The organism is Flavobacterium ginsengisoli (assembly GCF_029625315.1).
Lineage (GTDB): Bacteria > Bacteroidota > Bacteroidia > Flavobacteriales > Flavobacteriaceae > Flavobacterium > Flavobacterium ginsengisoli.
Genome location: NZ_CP121110.1, coordinates 4,827,405 through 4,843,927 on the forward strand (window position 1 = coordinate 4,827,405; position 16,523 = coordinate 4,843,927).

Sequence of the window (16,523 nt, forward strand, 5' to 3'; positions counted from 1 at the left end):
ATTTCTAAGAAATGAAATGCATGCAAATTTACAACATAGAAAATGCCTATTATAATCTAGAGCTCACTTTTTTGAACAATTTCACATTTTGTCGTGCAGAATTTTATTAAAATGAGAATGGTTGCCACGAATTGCACGAATTTCCACGAATTTATTTTTCTGCCACAGATTAAAAGGATTAAAAAAGATTTTTAATTAGTGAAAATTTGTGCAATTGCTTCGCCTGTTCGCTATCGCTCGGGTCGTGGCAGAAAAAATAGTAATAGATTAAGAAAATCTGTGTAAATCATTTTAATCTGTGGCAAAAAAATATAACAATTTGCGCAAAAGAATAATTCGTGGAAATTTGTGCAATTAGTGGCAGAAAAAAATCTATACCCCAATAAAACAAATCAATTGCGATAATCTGTTTTTAGAAATTCAATTTGTATTTTTGAATCATAGAAAAAAGCACACATGAAAATTGTTATATCTCCAGCGAAATCATTGAATTTCGAAAAAGAATTACCAACATCTCAATATACAGAACCTTCATTCTTAAAAGAAGCAAGAGTGGTTCATAAAGTAGTAAAAACAAAAAAGCCTTCTGAATTATCAGAACTAATGTCAATCTCAGACAAATTAGCCGATTTAAATTGGAAACGTAATCAGGATTGGAAAACACCTTTCACTCCAGAAAATGCACGTCCTGCAGTTTATACTTTTGATGGAGATGTTTATACAGGTTTAGACGCTTATACAATTCCCTTAGAAAAATTAGATGTTCTGCAAGATAAATTAAGAATTTTATCTGGACTTTACGGTCTTTTAAAACCGCTTGATTTAATGCAAGCTTACCGTCTAGAAATGGGAACTAAAATGCCCGTTGGCGAATCTAAAAATTTACATGATTTCTGGAAACCAACGGTTACAAAAGCTTTAAACAAAGAATTGAAAAAAGGCGAATTATTTGTGAATTTAGCCAGTAATGAATATTTCTCGGCTGTTGATGTAAAAGCTCTGAAAGTTCCTGTAATTACTCCAGATTTTAAAGATTACAAAGACGGAAAACTAAAAATGATTAGTTTCTTTGCCAAAAAGGCTAGGGGAATGATGGTGCGTTATATTATTGATACTAATGCTGAAACTATAGATGATTTAAAAGGTTTTAATTACGAAGGGTATCAGTTTGACGCAAATCTTTCTAAGGGAAATCATTTAGTTTTTACAAGATAACTTTTTTTAAAGATTCTAAGGTTCTAAGTTGCTAAGATTCTGAGTTTTTTAACTCCTCTTTAAAATAAATTCTTTGGTAAATAAGAATAAAAAACAACGCCGAATTCAACTAAGAATTCGGCGTTTATGCGTATTATAAATCTATTATCATTAATGCATTGCGTCGGCTGCACTAATTTTGTTCTTCCCTTTTTTAATAAAGAGAATAATCGGTATGCAACATAAAAACATAATTCCTAGATAAAGAAAGATGTCCATATAAGCCATTACAGTACTTTGTTTCATTACTGAATATTCTATGGCTTGATACGCTTTTTTCAAGGCAACATCCGCACTATATCCTTTTGCCATAAATGCGTGCTGCATTCCTGCAATGCGCTGCTGCACGTCAAACTTAGCAGGATCTAGGTTATTAATTAAATCGACTCTATGAGACTGGCTAAAACGAGTGATAAAAGTAGTAATAATTGCAATACCAAAAGATCCGCCTAATTGACGCATCATTCCTGTAAATGCAGCTCCTTCACCAATTTGTTTTCCTTTTAAAGTAGAAAGAGAAAGAGTTGTAATAGGCACGAAAAGTAATCCTAAACCAATTCCTCTTAAAATTAAAGGCCAATACATATGTTCAACTCCTGTATCTGGTGTCATTCGGCTATACATCATAAAGGTAAAGAAGAAGAAAATCAAAAATCCTACTCCAACCATATAACCCTGTGGTACACCTTTCTGAATCATATTTCCAACAAATGGCATCATGAATGCTGTTGTAATAGATCCTGGAATTAATAATAAACCTGCATCAGTTGCAGTCCAACCTAAAATAGATTGCGTATAAATCGGGATAATCAATGTTGAACCGTATAAACCAAAACCAAGAATAAAACACATTATGGTTCCAATTCTTAAGTTTCCATCTTTTAGAACACTTAAGTTCACGATTGGATATTTATAAGTAAGCTCTCTCCATATAAATAAAACCAATCCAAGAACGGTTACAACACTTAAGGTTACGATTAAAGAATCGTTAAACCAATCGTCTTGCTGCCCATGTTCTAGAACGAATTGTAAAGAACCAATAAAGGTACTCAACAAGATTATTCCCCACCAGTCAACCTGATTGGCTTTTAATTTTTCTCCATATTTCGGACTTCTAACGAATGTTAAAGCCAAAATTGTAGCGATAATTCCTAACGGAATATTAATGTAGAAAATATAAGGCCAAGAGTAATTGTCTACTAAATATCCTCCCAAAGGCGGACCTAAAGTTGGACCAACAATTACACCCATTCCGTAAATCGCTTGCGCCATTCCACGTTTTGCTACAGGATAACTTTCTGTAATGATCGTTTGGGCTGTTACTAGAAGTGCTCCACCACCCATACCTTGTACGAATCGGAAGGCTACAAGTTCCCAAATATTTGTGGCGTTACCACACAAAAAAGAACAGACTGTAAATATTATAATGGAAGCCACAAAATAATTACGTCTTCCAAATTGCTGTGATAGCCAGCTCGTCATCGGAATTACAATAACATTCGCAATTGCGTATGCTGTAATTACCCATGCCACATCGGTCAAGGTAGCTCCAAGACTTCCGCGCATGTCTGTCAGCGCTACGTTTACAATCGTTGTATCTACAATTTCCAACAGTGCACAAAGCACTGCTGTAATCGTAATGATAACACGTCTGAAACCGTATTCTACTAAATCGTCGTCTTGTACTGCTGTTGCCATTTATCTTATTTCAAATGTACATCAACGTCAACGTTCATACCTGGTCTTAAAAGTTTTACTTTTTCAGGATCGTTTGATTCGTCTATACTAATTTTTACTGGTAATCTTTGAATTGTTTTTACGAAGTTTCCTGTTGCGTTATCAGGAGGTAATAATGAAAAACGAGATCCTGTAGCAGGAGAAAATGATGTTACAGTTCCTTTGAATTCATAGTTTGGATAAGCATCAACTTTTAAGCTTACTTTTTGTCCCACAACCATTTTGTTTAATTGTGTTTCTTTGAAGTTAGCCACAACCCAAGCTTCGTTATTATTAATAATGTAGAATAAAGATTGTCCTGGCTGCACCAATTGTCCTGGCTGAATATCAACTTTAGAAACCTGACCGTCAATAGCAGCTGTAACTACAGTATAAGAAAGGTTTAAGTGAGCAACATCAAGCATCGTTTTTGCTTTTTTGATATTTGCCAGCTGCAACTTCTGTTTGTTTGTCTGAAACTTTAGATTTTGACTGAATAACAGATTTTTGGTAAGAAGTAGCTTTTTGTTGTTGTTCTAAAACTCGTACTTGGTTTTCTGCTTCTTCTTTTGCTGTTAACGCCTGCTCATATTGTTGTTTTGTAATAGTATGAGTTTTGTACAGGTTATTGTAACGGTTATAATCGTTTGTAAGCTGTCTCAATCTAATTTTTGCACTTTCGATAGAACCGCTTGCAGATCTCATTTGAGCATCTGAAACAGAAATACTTGCATAAGCACTTCCAATATCAGCTTTTGCAGCTTCGTATTGACCTTCAGCTCCTAATAATGCAAGCATTAGCTTCATCAATCTTTAATTGGTAATCTCTCTTATCGATAGTAAATAAAGTATCTCCTTTTTTTACATAATCATTATCTTTCACATAAACTTTGCTAATATATCCTGAAACTCTTGGGATAATTGGATTCATTTTTTTCTCGATCTGAGCATCGTCTGTTTCTTCGTGAGCTTGACCGTGTAAATATTTTGATATTCCGTAAGTTCCTCCCAATAAAACCATTACGGTTAGTATGATGATGAATTTTTTATTTGTCTTTTTCTTTTCCATGAGAGCTATCGATTATATTTTAGAAAGATTGAATGATTGTGATAATTGTCCTGATACTGAAAGTAATTCGTAATATTTTTGAATAATTGTTGCTTTAGATAAAGCAGTTTGAATTTTGGCGTTTAAATGTTCTACATCCGCTTCTACCAAATCATTAGTGTCAGATAAACCGTTGTCAAATTTATCTTTAACTAATCTGTAATTTTCTGCAGCTTGCTGAAGTGCTTCATCATAAACAACACTTTGGTTGATTGCTAAGTCGTAATCTTCAATAGATTTCTGAACTTCAACCTTAATCTTGTCAGTCATAATAGCTTCAGTGTTTTTTATTTCAAGAGCTCTGCTTTCTGCTTCTTTAACATGCACATTGTTTTTTAGAATTCCAGATAAATCATAAGATAATCCGATTCCGAAATTCATAGCATATTTTACAGTAATAATATCTTTTAGATCTAATGCCGTGTAACCACCAAGCAATGAAATCGCTGGGTAATATCCTGCTTTTGCTATTTTAATATTTGCTTCAGAAGCTTTTCCTTGTAATCTAACTGCTTCCAAATCTTTTCTATTTTCTAATGCTATAGCATCAGATGTTGGAGCATTGCTTGTTTTTAAATTAAAGAAATCTTCTTCGTTTACCTGAATTTTTACGCTAGGATCTAATTTAAGCAACGTAGTTAGGTAGTAATTGATATTATTAATGTTATTATTGGCTTCATCAATAGATAATTGTGTTTTAGAAACCAACAACTGTGCTTTTAATAAATCATTTCTCGGAATGATTCCGTTTTTCTCCAACTCTGTAAAATCAGTAACACGTTGTTTTGCGCTTTTTTGGTTTTCATTTAAAACATCTAAAGTTTTTTGCGCTTTGTATAATGCCGTATAATAAGTGATTGTTTTTAAAGCAACATCTTCTTTTGTTTTAGCAAGCATTTGCACTTTCAGCTTCGTACAAATTGTCGTATGCATCGATGCTGCTTTGAATTTTAAATCCAGCAAAAATCGGTAAACTTAAATTTGCCATTCCTAACATAGCTCTGTCAGGAGAAGCTAGAGAAGCGCTTTCGCCTTGATTTGGCATATCAATCGACGCTTTGGTAAGACGCTGATATTGGCCAGAAATTTTAAGATCTGGGTATTGATTGTTTTTTACGGTTTTTAACTCGTATAGTTTTGTGTTTACCTTAGTATTGGCAAGCGTAACTTCGTTACTCTTTTCCCAAGCCATTTGTACGGCCTCGCCCAAGGTTAAACTTGTTTTTTCTTGTGCTTCTGCTGAAGATATTCCGATGAAGAAAACTCCAAAGAGCATTAATTGACTAATTTTCATAAACAAGTAGCGCTTTTATAGTTTGTTGAATGTGCTTTGTAAGATCGTTTTTAATGTAATTGTTAAACATTTCATCTGTTTTTAAATCCAATAATTCTTCGAAGAAAGAGCGATTCATGTGGAAATGAAAAAAGGTTCCAATAATCGTCGGTGTTATAAGTTGGATATTAATATCTTTTCTAAAAACGCCTTGAGCTTGACCTTGGTTGATAATACTTTCGACAGATTTTAAGTTTCCTTTTTTTAATTCTGTAAAAGCTTGAAGGCTTTTTTCTCTTTTTTATTGTAAAGTTCAAAATGTAAAACTCTGTAAATCCCCTTGTTAAGACAAATTCTATTAATGTAAATTTCGATTAATTTATTGACTTTTTCAAGCGGTTGTAGATTTTCCTGCAATAAATTTTCAAGTTGTAATTTTAAATCAACCGTTTTGTAGAAAATTAGAGCTTCCAGAAGTCTTTCTTTTGAACCAAAGTAATACGACACCATGGCAATATTAATTTTTGCCTCTTTGGAGATATCCCGTATCGATGTACCCTCAAATCCTTTCTCAGAAAAAAGCTTTTCAGCGACGTTTAGAATCTGAATTTTTTTATCGTTTAATTCGATGTTTGACATGATAGTGTTTCTAATCGGATGCAAAATTAAACAGTTGTTTAATTTAAACGCTTGTTTAATTTTATTTTAACATAATATTAACATAAAACGGTTTCGAGGTCTATAGATTAAAAAGGGCTCTATTGTTGGGATTAATCGACTTTTTTAAGCGTTACATAAAAGTTTAAATCTATTTTTAATTCCTGAAGAGTGTCTTTATTCTCTACTTTTATTGACTGCCAGAATGTCGAAGGATATATAAAATTCTCTCCTGTCCAATTAGTTTTAATTGGCATAGAAAAATTTTCAATACAGTCAATATAACGATAGCTCAATTCTTCATTTTTGTATTTGAATTCTAAAATAGGAACTTTATTTGTCCTTAAGTATTGATCAAACAAAAAGGTAAAGCTAATTCCTGATTTTGAATTTAAATATGATTCGATTTCATTACTTGTAACCGTTTTATTATGAAAATCATGAGTGAGATCACGAATTATTTTTCGAAATTTTGAATCATCATTTATTATGTTTTTAATCATGTGCATAATGGCCCAGCCCTTAATATAATTATCATTGCTACCATCTTCATTTATGCCATATCGACCAATAATGGGTTTATCATTTTCGATTGTTCTAAATCTTCCGTTCATGAATTCGTTTCCAGCTTGTTTTCCACATATATCTGCTATAACAAGTTCTTCGGCTAAACCAGCGAATCCTTCTTGAATCCATCGATCGGCAATGTCACTTGCAGTAACAGTATTGCCAAACCATTCGTGCGCTATTTCGTGAACAATTATTTTATCTGTTTTTTTGCCCCAACCAGTATTCGAAATATCGCCTCCTTTTTTATTTGTGCCTTTTTTGTATGAACTGCCATAAGCAATGGCGCTTTGATGTTCCATTCCTATATATGGGGCATCAACCATCTTAAAACCATCTTCATAAAAAGGATAAGGTCCATACCAATGCTCTAAAGATTTTACTGTTAGTTTAACTTCCGGAATCATATGATTTAGTGCTTTTTCCTTATTGTAGTCAAGTACCCAAAAATCCATGCTCAAATTTCCTTTTTCGCCTTGAAACGTATCAGAGATATTGATATAATTGCCTATATAAAATGTAATTCCGTAATGATTTATAGGATTCTTAACTTCCCATGTAAAAGTTGAAGTAGTATCTGTATTTGTAATTTTCGATGTCAAACGGCCATTTGAAACAGCTATTAGATTTTTAGGAGCAATAATATTTATTCTTGCACCTTTATCTGGTTCATCATAGAGAGCATTTTTACAAGGAAACCACAAACTTGCACCCTTATATTGGCAAGCAACAGAAATCCACGGACGGTTTAAAGAGTCTTTTGCCCAAACCAAACCACCATCCCAAGGCGGTTTAATGGACTCTGTTGGTTTTCCAGAATAATAAATAGTTAGTTTGTTTTTCTTTGAAAGTACCTTTTTAGGCAGTTTTATATACCAGATGTTTTCATTTTGAGTATAATTGATCTTTTTTCCTTTCTGAAAAACACTGTCAATTTTTAAAGGAACAACAAGATCAATCTGCATTAAATCAGAATGTTTTTTGTTAACGACAGTATATTCAATTGTATTTTTTCCTGATATCGTTTTGCTATTGTAATCAGGTTTTATAGTAAGATCATAATGTTGAATATCCCACCAGATTCTTTCAGGAGTTATCGAACCATTTAAAGTGTCTTGTTTTGTTGGTATATGCAATGCTATGTTTTCTTGCGCATATACCATACAAAACATTAAATTTATAATAAGTATGAAGAATACTTGTACAAATGAATATTGTCGCATAACACGGTTTCTAAGATTGAAATACCGCGTAATTTACATCTATTTTATCGAATCTCTCCAACAAACTCAGCAATTTTCCCACTTCCGTTTTCGGCTAAGTGTTTAATAAAAGCACTTCCGATAATTGCACCTTTTGCATATTTAGTTGCCTGATTGAAAGTTTCTTTATTCGAAATTCCGAAACCAACAATTTGAGGATTTTTCAAATTCATGTCCGCAATTCTTTCGAAATAAGTTTCCTGAGTATTTCCAAAACCAGATTGAGATCCTGTGACACTTGCTGAACTTACCATATAGATAAATCCGTTTGAAACGCTGTCAATAAAACGAATACGTTCGTCTGAAGTTTGTGGTGTAATTAAAAACACATTAATTAAACCATATTTTTCGAAAATCGCTTTGTACTCATCTGCATAAACATCAACTGGAAGATCTGGAATAATTAAACCGTCAATTCCGATTTCAGCACATTTTTGGCAAAAAGCTTCAACGCCGTATTGCAACATCGGATTAAAATATCCCATAATAATCAACGGAATTTTTACGCTTTCGCGGATGTTTTTTAGCTGATCGAAAAGGATTTGAGTTGTCATTCCGTTATGAAGCGCCTGTGTAGAACTCGCCTGAATGGTTGGTCCGTCTGCCAAAGGATCACTAAAAGGAAGTCCGATTTCGATTAAATCAACTCCGTTTTTTTCTAAATCCTGAATAATCTGCACAGTATCGTTTAAATTAGGATATCCGGCAGAAAAGTAAATCGAAAGGATTTTTTTATCTTCTTGTAATTTTTGAGTTATTCTGTTCATTTTTAGTATGTTTTTCTCCTGCAAGGTTTTTAAAACCTTGTAGGCATGTTATTTGTATTGCCACAGATTAAAGGATTTTAAATGATTTCTAAATTAAAGGTTGTTTCTCTTTAATAATTAATCTGTGAAAATCCTTTAATCTGTGGCATACTTTATTTAAAATTTTATGATTTGGCTTTCCCAATCATCACCTTTTTTTCAACCAATAATAATCCAGAGTCAGAATCATTCATTTGCGCAATTAATTCGCCTTTATTATTCCAAAAAGCGCTTTGTCCAGCAGAAGGCGATCCCCAAGATTCTCCGCTAAAATTCGACATTAAAACATTCATTTTATGTTTTTCAGCATAATTTTGTAAATCTCTATAAGCATTTGGAATCCCGTTTGGCGAAAAGAAAATGCTTGCTACATAAATATCGGTATCATTTTTGGCCGCATTTTCAGGATGCAAAGGATTGTCAATATCAGCGCAAATTGCAAAAGAAATGTTTTGATCTTCTATAGTTAACATCGGATTAAAATCGAATGTCGAATCGAAGAATTCATCTTCGCCTTCATGCAAAAACTGTTTGGTATAAATTGAAACCGAATCGTCTGGAGCTATAATAAATTCGCCAATATATAATTTCGAATCTATCTTAATTGGTGCTCCAGCTATAATAACAATGTTATTTCTAACCGATAATTCTTTTAAATGATCAATTCTATAATCGTCTTCTGTAAAGATCAATGCTTCTGCATTTTCTCTTTCGTAGCCTGTAATTGATAATTCTGGAAACGCAATTAAATTAGCACCGTTTTCGGCAGCCAATTCAATAAGCTGATAATGATTCAGTAAATTAGCAGATATATCTCCTCGTTTTGGTTTTGTTTGCGCTGCCGCTAAAATCATTTTTAATTATTTATTTTCAGTATATACCCAAGCCGTTCTTCCTGATTGAAGTTTGACTTGCACTCTTTTGTATGAATTAGACTCGAATTGATCAACTTTTAATAATTCTGGATTAGAAACTTCAAAAGCAACACCATGTATAATGTCCTCCAAATTTTCACTTGGTACAGCCACAACATAATCTGCCATTCCAAATTCTTCTTCAATTTGTAAACTTTTAAGTTTGAAACCCAGTATTTGATCTGGACTTCCACTTAAAACTTTATTAAAAATCTGCATCTGAGTTTGTTTCGATCTTAATGTTCCGTATGAGAATAATAGTTCCATAATTATGATTTTCTCTTTATTTGTTAGCGTACAGTCTCCTGATAAGTATCGGGATTTGAACGCCCAAATTACAATTTTTATTACAATTTAAAGTAATCTATATAATTATCTAAATCTTTGTCTCCACGCCCAGAAAGACTGATTACAACAACATCTTCAGGTTTGAATTTCTTCTGATCTAGAACTGCAAATGCGTGAGCACTTTCTATAGCTGGAATAATTCCTTCTAATTTTGTAAGCTGTAGACCAGCATTCATAGCATCATCATCGGTTACAGAGAAAAATTCGCCGCGTCCTGTTTGTGCCAAATGAGCGTGTAATGGGCCAACTCCAGGATAATCTAATCCAGCTGAAATAGAATATGGTTCTGTAATTTGTCCATCAGGAGTTTGCATTAAAAGCGTTTTACAGCCATGAATAACACCTACTTTTCCTAGTTTGCTTGTTGCTGCGCTATGACCGCTATCAACTCCTTTTCCAGCTGCTTCAACTGCAATGATTCCAACTTTCGGTTCGTGTAAAAAGTGATAATAAGTTCCTGCAGCATTACTTCCGCCACCAATACAAGCTACTACATAATCAGGATTTTCGCGTCCTTCTTTTTCTTTTAATTGCCATTTAATTTCTTCCGAAATGATACTTTGAAAACGCGTTACCATATCTGGATAAGGATGTGGTCCAATTGCCGATCCAATAATATAATGTGTATCAACAGGATTATTGATCCAGTCACGAATTGCTTCGTTTGTAGCATCTTTTAAAGTTCTAGAGCCTGAAAGTGCCGGACGAACTTCTGCGCCTAACATTTTCATACGAGCCACGTTAGGTGCTTGACGCGCGATGTCAATTTCGCCCATATAAACAATACATTCAATTCCCATCAAAGCACAAACTGTTGCTGTTGCTACACCGTGTTGGCCAGCTCCAGTTTCGGCAATAATTCTTTTTTTCCTAGACGTTTTGCAAGTAAAATTTGCCCGATAGTATTGTTTACTTTGTGCGCTCCAGTATGGTTTAAGTCTTCTCTTTTTAGATAAACTTTGGTATTGTATTTTTCAGACAAACGTTTTGCAAAATACAACGGGCTAGGGCGCCCAACATAATCTTTCAACAATTGATTGAACTCTGCTTTAAAATCAGGTTCATCCATTATGCTTAAATACTTCTGACGTAGTTCTTCTACATTTGGATATAACATTTCAGGGATGTAAGCTCCTCCAAATTCTCCGTAATATCCTTTTTCGTTAACGTTAAAACTCATTTTATTTAAATTTTAAAAGTTGGCAACATCAAATTTGCGTTTGAAATTGCTAAATAGATTTTTATTTTTCAGCCCTGGTTCGATTTCAAATTTACTGTTTACATCGACTGCGTAAATTGGTAGTTTTGTTTTTGAAATTTCTTCAATGGCTTTTAATTCATTCATTCCGATGCCACCGCTCAAAAAGAAAGGCTTTTTCGAATTGTATTTTTTTAATATGCTCCAGTCGAAAGTTGTTCCATTTCCGCCTGGAAGTTTTCCTTTTGTGTCAAACAGAAAATAATCGCAGACATTTTCAAAAGGCTTTATAATCTCAAAATCAAAATTTTCATCGGCCGAAAATACTTTGATAATTTCAATTTTCTTTGGAAGTTTTTCCTTTAAAGCTGAACAAAATTCAACCGATTCTTCTCCGTGTAATTGAACTGCTTGCAAATTGTATTTTTCAACTTTTTCCAGAATTTCTTCCTGACTTTGGTTGACAAAAACACCCACTTTTTTGATTGTTTTGATCAACTCGGGAACATTCCCGTTGCAATATCTAGCAGATTTTTCCCAGAAAATAAATCCCATATAATCGGGTAGGAGCGCGCCTACTTCGAGGATATTTTCTGGATATTTCATGCCGCATATTTTGAGTTTCATTTCGTTGTGTTTTTTTAACGCAAAGTGCGTTAAGGTTTTTTGTTTTTGTATTGTGTTTAAAATGCGAAAAAGTTCGCAAAGCTTTGCGCTTATATTGTTGCCACGAATTTCACGGATTAGCACGAATTTAATTAGTGGAAATTTGTGTAATTTGTGGCAAACCAAAATTATATCTTACTAATAAATTCCGTCGTCGCTAATCCAGCATTATCAGTTTTCATGAAGTTTTCTCCAATTAGGAAACCTTTGTAACCGTATGGTTTAAGTTCTTGAATGGCTTCAATTGATGAAATACCGCTTTCAGAAACTTTTACAAAATCGTTTGGAATTTGAGATGCCAATTCTTTACTGAAATCTAAGCTTACTTCAAACGTTTTTAGGTTTCTATTGTTTACGCCAATCATATCTAAAGTTGGCATAATTGATTTTTCTAGTTCTTCTTGATTGTGAACTTCTAAAAGAACTTCTAAACCTAAACTTTTTGCAAATTCAGATAAAGATTTAATTTCTTCACGCGTTAAAACGGCAACGATTAATAAAATTAAATCGGCTCCGTGAGCTTTTGCTTCTAGAATCTGATATTCGTCTACAATAAATTCTTTTCGTAAAAGCGGAATATTTACTGAAGCTCTTGCCAGAAGTAAATCGTCTAGAGAACCGCCAAAGTATTTTCCGTCAGTTAAAACGGAGATTCCGCATGCGCCAGCAGTTTCATAACCTTTAACTACTTCTTCAACTGTAAAATTATTGTTGATGATTGATTTTGAAGGAGAACGGCGTTTGTGTTCTGCAATAATTCCAGAATTACTTTCTTTTAATTTCTGACTAAGAGAAATCGTCTGTTTTCCAAAAAATACTGAAGCTTCCAATTGTGAAACCGGAATAATCGATTTCTTCAAAATCACTTCTCTTTTTTTGTCTATTATTATTTTATCTAAAATATTCATTGTTGTTGTTTTGCCACGAAGTCACAAAGGCGCAAATTTAATTAGTGCTAATTCGTGAAATTTGTGTTTGTTTTTTATTTACTTAATTCTTGTAATTTCTGTAAAGCTGTTAATCCTTTTCCAGACAATAGGCTTTCTTTTGCTAATTCAAATCCTTCTTTTTGAGAGCATTTTGTAACGGTTGAAATTGCCATTGCAAGCATTGGCACAAACTACATTATTTTGAGCTTCGTTTCCTTTTCCAGAAATGATATTCGTGAAAATTGCGAGAGATTCTTCAATTGTTTTTCCGCCTTCAATTTCTGTTTGCGATAAAAGACGAACGCCAAAATCTTCTGGATTTAACATTCCTTCCATGTGGTTAGAAATTGTTTTTGTTGGACCAGTCAATGAAATTTCATCATATCCGTCAAGCGAATGTAAGATCGTGAAATTGGTATTGGTGTTTTGATATAAATACGCATACATTCTCGCCAATTCTAAGTTGAAAACTCCAACCAATTGATTCTGTGGAAATGCTGGATTTACCATTGGACCTAACATATTAAAGAAGGTTTTTACCGCCAATTCTTTTCTAATTGGTCCAACATTTTTCATTGCTGGGTGGAATAGGGGAGCGTGCAAGACACAGATTCCAGCCTGATCAATACATTTTTCTAAAAATGATGGATCGTTGCTGAATTTAATTCCCATTTTTTCCATTACGTTGCTTGATCCAGAAATAGATGAAACTCCGTAATTTCCATGTTTTGCTACTTTTATTCCTGCTCCTGCAGATACAAAAGAGGCTAAAGTTGAAATATTGAAAGTGTCTTTTCCGTCACCGCCCGTTCCGCATAAATCGATTGTGTTGTAAGCTGATAAATCGACACGAATGCATAAATCCAATAAAGCTTCGCGAAAGCCCGAAAGTTCGTCAATAGTAATGCTGCGCATCATAAAAACAGTCAAAAATGCCGAAATCTGACTTGGATTGTAGTGACCGCTTGAAATATTAATCAATACTTGTTTTGCTTCTTCTTTAGAAAGCACTTCGTGGTTGATTAATTTGTTTAATATAGTTTTCATTGAAATTTAGTCTTAAAGTCTAAAGTCGAAGGCCTTAAAGTCCTTGACTTTGTAATTCATTTTTTTCTTGTGTTTTTTAGTTTTAAAATAGCGAAAGACCTTTTTTTGACTTTATGACTTTCGACTTTAAAACTTTTGACTAGCTGTTAATCCAATTCTCTAAAATCCTTTTTCCGTTTGGTGTTAAAACGCTTTCTGGGTGAAATTGAACGCCTCTTACATCATAATTTTTGTGACGTAAAGACATAATTTGTCCGTTTTCATCTACCGAAGTTGCTTCTAAATCTTCGGGTAAATTATTATCAACTACCCACGAATGGTATCTTCCAACTTCGAACTCGTTTCCTAAACCTTCAAATAAAATTTCGTCGTCTACTAAAGTTTTTACGTTTGTTGCAACTCCGTGATATACTTTATCAAGGTTAGAAAGTGTTCCGCCAAAAACTTCTCCAATTGCCTGTTGTCCTAAACAAACGCCAAGAATACTTTTTGTTGGACTATATTTTTCGATTACTGCTTTTAACAAACCAGCTTCATCTGGAATTCCAGGTCCTGGAGAAAGTAATATTTTTTCGAAAGATGCAATTTCATCAATATCAAATTCGTCGTTTCTGTAAACAGTAACTTCGCAGTTTAAATCTTCTAAATAGTGCACTAAATTGTAAGTGAAACTATCGTAATTGTCTATAACTAAAATCTTTTTCATTTTTTTTTAAGTTGCTAAGTTGCTAAGGTTCTGAGATGCTAAGTTTTTTACTAAAAACGGAGACTGAGACTGGCAACTAATTTTTTTATTATTTTTCTCGAACGTATTTTTCTACTATAATACGATCTACTCCTAATTTTTCTACTTTTTCTACTCCTTTTTGAATTAAGGTGTCGTTTTGAACTTTCACTACAAATTCAAATTTGTTGTTTTCCCAATCACGGTTGTTGAAGAACTCCAGATTTTCGGTGTAAATACTATCTTTCAAAGTATATTTTCCGCCTCCGCCAAAGAACAATGCTGATGTGGAATCTTTTCCATTTTTCAAATCATGATTAAAAAAAGCAAAATGTGTATCGTTTATAATTTTAATCATTTTTGTTTTTGTATTGAAAGTCGAAAAAGTAGAATCTTTCTCTGTCGTTTCAGCTGATATAAGACGCCAGGTTCCTTCAATAGGGTTTTGTTTTTTTTCTGAATTGCAAGAACTAAGGGTAATGATTAAAACTAAAATTGATACTGCTTTTTTCATAGTTTGTGGTTTTATGGTTTGTTTTTAATTGTTTCAGGTTTCAAGTTTCACGTTTCAATAACTTGAAACTAAATCTGTTCTGCCATTTCTAACGCTGTATTCAAGGCTCTCAACTTATTGTAAACTTCTTGCATTTCACTTTCTTCGTCAGAACTTGCTACAATTCCAGCTCCTGCTTGACAATGCAATTGGTGATTTTTAGAAAGGAAAGTTCGAATCATAATCGCATGATTAAAGTTTCCGTCAAAATCCATAACTCCGATTGCGCCTCCATAGAAGTTACGATTTGTCTTTTCGCAATCTTCAATTAATTGCATAGCTCTGTGTTTTGGTGCTCCGCTTAAAGTTCCTGCTGGAAAAGTATCTGCTACGACTTGCATTGTTGTTGCTTTATCGTGTAAATGTCCTGTAACTTTAGAAACTAAGTGAATTACGTGAGAGAAAAACTGAACTTCTCTGTATTTTTCTACATTTACATCATGTCCGTTTCTACTTAAATCGTTTCTCGCTAAATCAACCAGCATAACGTGTTCACTGTTTTCTTTTTTATCTTCAGAAAGTTCTTTAGCTAAAAGTGCATCACGCTCATCATTTCCAGTTCTTTTGAAAGTTCCCGCAATTGGATGAATTTCGGCTTTTCTATCTTTTACGATAATTTGTGCTTCTGGTGAAGAACCGAATATTTTGAAATCTCCGTAATCAAAAAAGAATAAATAAGGAGAAGGGTTAATGCTTCTTAAAGCTCTGTATACATTGAATTCATCTCCTTTGAAACCTTGAGTAAATCGTCGAGAAAGAACCAATTGAAAAACATCTCCGCGATAGCAGTGTTTTTTGGCTAAAGCCACATTTGCTTTAAATTCTTCATCAGTCAAGTTAGAGAAACCTTCGCCTTCTTTAGAAAATTTATAAGAAGCAATATTTCTTGATTGCAATAATTGCTCGATTTCTGCAATATTATTTTTTCCGTCTAAACTGTGGCAGAAAATATAAGCTTCATTTTTAAAGTGGTTAATTGCAATAATGTTTTGATAAACAGCATAAAAAACATCTGGAATTGAAGTTGCATTGTCTTTTTTTGCAATAGATACTTTCTCGAAATAACGAACAGCGTCATAAGAAATGTATCCAAATAAACCGTTGTTGATGAATTTAAAATCGTTTTTTTCTGATTTGAATTGGCTTGAAAATTCCTGAATTACCTGAGGAATATTTGTTGAAGCATCGATCACAGTTTTCTCAGAAGTTCCGTCAGGAAAAGTTTTTGAGATTGTCTCATTTTCGATTTTAATAGTAGCGATAGGATTGCAAGCAGATATAAGAGAAACTGTTATCATTTCCATGATAATCACTACTTTCTAGTAATAAACTATTTGGGAATTTATCTCTGATTTTAAAATAAATGCTTACTGGCGTTACTGTATCTGCCAGAATTTGTTTGTAATGTGTATTAAGAATAAAAGGTTTCAAAATATATAGTTTTATGTTGTTCGTTAATTTGTTTTCAATTGAATCAAAAAAAAGGGCTTGTCGTGATGAC

14 protein-coding genes and 4 pseudogenes are annotated in these 16,523 nt (G+C 33.3%); 1 reads left to right on the forward strand and 17 read right to left on the reverse strand.

Features of this window, described 5'->3' with window-relative positions; genetic code table 11:
* The first annotated feature begins 456 nt into the window (after positions 1-456).
* The gene (gene yaaA / locus P5P87_RS22950) at positions 457-1,215 is read left to right on the forward strand and encodes a peroxide stress protein YaaA (RefSeq protein ID WP_198856649.1); all 759 of its coding nucleotides are present in this window, start codon (positions 457-459) and stop codon (positions 1,213-1,215) included.
* Positions 1,216-1,365: 150 nt separating this feature from the next.
* Here the strand turns inward: yaaA and P5P87_RS22955 are convergent, their stop codons facing one another.
* From P5P87_RS22955 to P5P87_RS23030, 17 genes and pseudogenes are all read right to left on the reverse strand, one after another.
* A complete protein-coding gene (locus P5P87_RS22955) occupies positions 1,366-2,952 on the reverse strand; it encodes an MDR family MFS transporter (RefSeq protein ID WP_198856648.1) in 1,587 nt (528 codons plus the stop codon).
* Between the two features lie 5 nt (positions 2,953-2,957).
* Positions 2,958-4,039, reverse strand: a pseudogene (locus tag P5P87_RS22960) (HlyD family secretion protein).
* A 12-nt stretch (positions 4,040-4,051) separates the two neighbouring features.
* A complete protein-coding gene (locus P5P87_RS22965) occupies positions 4,052-4,975 on the reverse strand; it encodes a TolC family protein (RefSeq protein WP_278020724.1) in 924 nt (307 codons plus the stop codon).
* Entirely contained in the window at positions 4,965-5,372 is a 408-nt protein-coding gene (locus tag P5P87_RS22970; protein WP_278020725.1) for a TolC family protein, read from the reverse strand. The genes P5P87_RS22965 and P5P87_RS22970 overlap by 11 nt, the downstream gene beginning before the upstream one ends.
* Positions 5,362-5,586 carry a hypothetical protein gene (locus P5P87_RS26225; protein WP_422854106.1) on the reverse strand — a complete coding sequence of 75 codons (225 nt, stop codon included), beginning with the start codon at positions 5,584-5,586 and terminating at the stop codon, positions 5,362-5,364. Before P5P87_RS26225 ends, P5P87_RS22970 begins: the two co-directional genes overlap by 11 nt.
* 29 nt (positions 5,587-5,615) lie before the next feature.
* Positions 5,616-5,990, reverse strand: coding sequence for a TetR/AcrR family transcriptional regulator (locus P5P87_RS26230; RefSeq protein WP_422854079.1), 375 nt, complete (start codon positions 5,988-5,990; stop codon positions 5,616-5,618).
* A 131-nt stretch (positions 5,991-6,121) separates the two neighbouring features.
* Entirely contained in the window at positions 6,122-7,738 is a 1,617-nt protein-coding gene (locus P5P87_RS22980) for a M1 family metallopeptidase (protein ID WP_278020726.1), read from the reverse strand.
* Positions 7,739-7,842: 104 nt separating this feature from the next.
* Positions 7,843-8,604, reverse strand: a complete 762-nt coding sequence (trpA, locus tag P5P87_RS22985) for a tryptophan synthase subunit alpha (RefSeq protein WP_278020727.1) — start codon at positions 8,602-8,604, stop codon at positions 7,843-7,845.
* Positions 8,605-8,768: 164 nt separating this feature from the next.
* Positions 8,769-9,497, reverse strand: a complete 729-nt coding sequence (locus P5P87_RS22990) for a carbon-nitrogen hydrolase family protein (RefSeq protein ID WP_278020728.1) — start codon at positions 9,495-9,497, stop codon at positions 8,769-8,771.
* A gap of 6 nt (positions 9,498-9,503) precedes the next feature.
* Complete coding sequence (locus tag P5P87_RS22995; protein WP_198856641.1) at positions 9,504-9,824, reverse strand: gamma-glutamylcyclotransferase family protein; 321 nt, start codon at positions 9,822-9,824, stop codon at positions 9,504-9,506.
* An 80-nt stretch (positions 9,825-9,904) separates the two neighbouring features.
* Positions 9,905-11,085 (reverse strand): annotated as a pseudogene (gene trpB / locus P5P87_RS23000) (tryptophan synthase subunit beta).
* 12 nt (positions 11,086-11,097) lie between these two features.
* Entirely contained in the window at positions 11,098-11,730 is a 633-nt protein-coding gene (locus P5P87_RS23005) for a phosphoribosylanthranilate isomerase (protein ID WP_278020729.1), read from the reverse strand.
* A 167-nt stretch (positions 11,731-11,897) separates the two neighbouring features.
* Positions 11,898-12,677 (reverse strand): indole-3-glycerol phosphate synthase TrpC, encoded by a 780-nt coding sequence (gene trpC / locus P5P87_RS23010; protein ID WP_278020730.1) that lies wholly within the window; start codon positions 12,675-12,677, stop codon positions 11,898-11,900.
* A gap of 74 nt (positions 12,678-12,751) precedes the next feature.
* Positions 12,752-13,745, reverse strand: a pseudogene (gene trpD, locus P5P87_RS23015) (anthranilate phosphoribosyltransferase).
* A 139-nt stretch (positions 13,746-13,884) separates the two neighbouring features.
* Positions 13,885-14,451: an anthranilate synthase component II gene (locus tag P5P87_RS23020; protein ID WP_198856636.1), complete on the reverse strand. Its 567-nt coding sequence runs from the start codon at positions 14,449-14,451 to the stop codon at positions 13,885-13,887.
* 88 nt (positions 14,452-14,539) lie between these two features.
* Positions 14,540-14,983, reverse strand: coding sequence for a hypothetical protein (locus tag P5P87_RS23025; protein WP_198856635.1), 444 nt, complete (start codon positions 14,981-14,983; stop codon positions 14,540-14,542).
* A 68-nt stretch (positions 14,984-15,051) separates the two neighbouring features.
* A pseudogene (locus P5P87_RS23030) lies at positions 15,052-16,453 on the reverse strand (anthranilate synthase component I family protein).
* Between the last annotated feature and the right edge of the window lie 70 nt (positions 16,454-16,523).

Excerpts from the sequence above, each read along its gene's own strand:
- yaaA (WP_198856649.1), top strand. The coding sequence starts at position 457 with ATGAAAATTGTTATATCTCCAGCGAAATCATTGAATTTCGAAAAAGAA.
- P5P87_RS22955 (WP_198856648.1), bottom strand. The coding sequence starts at position 2,952 with ATGGCAACAGCAGTACAAGACGACGATTTAGTAGAATACGGTTTCAGA.
- P5P87_RS22965 (WP_278020724.1), bottom strand. The coding sequence starts at position 4,975 with ATGCTTGCTAAAACAAAAGAAGATGTTGCTTTAAAAACAATCACTTAT.
- P5P87_RS22970 (WP_278020725.1), bottom strand. The coding sequence starts at position 5,372 with ATGAAAATTAGTCAATTAATGCTCTTTGGAGTTTTCTTCATCGGAATA.
- P5P87_RS26230 (WP_422854079.1), bottom strand. The coding sequence starts at position 5,990 with ATGTCAAACATCGAATTAAACGATAAAAAAATTCAGATTCTAAACGTC.
- P5P87_RS22980 (WP_278020726.1), bottom strand. The coding sequence starts at position 7,738 with ATGGTATATGCGCAAGAAAACATAGCATTGCATATACCAACAAAACAA.
- trpA (WP_278020727.1), bottom strand. The coding sequence starts at position 8,604 with ATGAACAGAATAACTCAAAAATTACAAGAAGATAAAAAAATCCTTTCG.
- P5P87_RS22990 (WP_278020728.1), bottom strand. The coding sequence starts at position 9,497 with ATGATTTTAGCGGCAGCGCAAACAAAACCAAAACGAGGAGATATATCT.
- P5P87_RS22995 (WP_198856641.1), bottom strand. The coding sequence starts at position 9,824 with ATGGAACTATTATTCTCATACGGAACATTAAGATCGAAACAAACTCAG.
- P5P87_RS23005 (WP_278020729.1), bottom strand. The coding sequence starts at position 11,730 with ATGAAACTCAAAATATGCGGCATGAAATATCCAGAAAATATCCTCGAA.
- trpC (WP_278020730.1), bottom strand. The coding sequence starts at position 12,677 with ATGAATATTTTAGATAAAATAATAATAGACAAAAAAAGAGAAGTGATT.
- P5P87_RS23020 (WP_198856636.1), bottom strand. The coding sequence starts at position 14,451 with ATGAAAAAGATTTTAGTTATAGACAATTACGATAGTTTCACTTACAAT.
- P5P87_RS23025 (WP_198856635.1), bottom strand. The coding sequence starts at position 14,983 with ATGAAAAAAGCAGTATCAATTTTAGTTTTAATCATTACCCTTAGTTCT.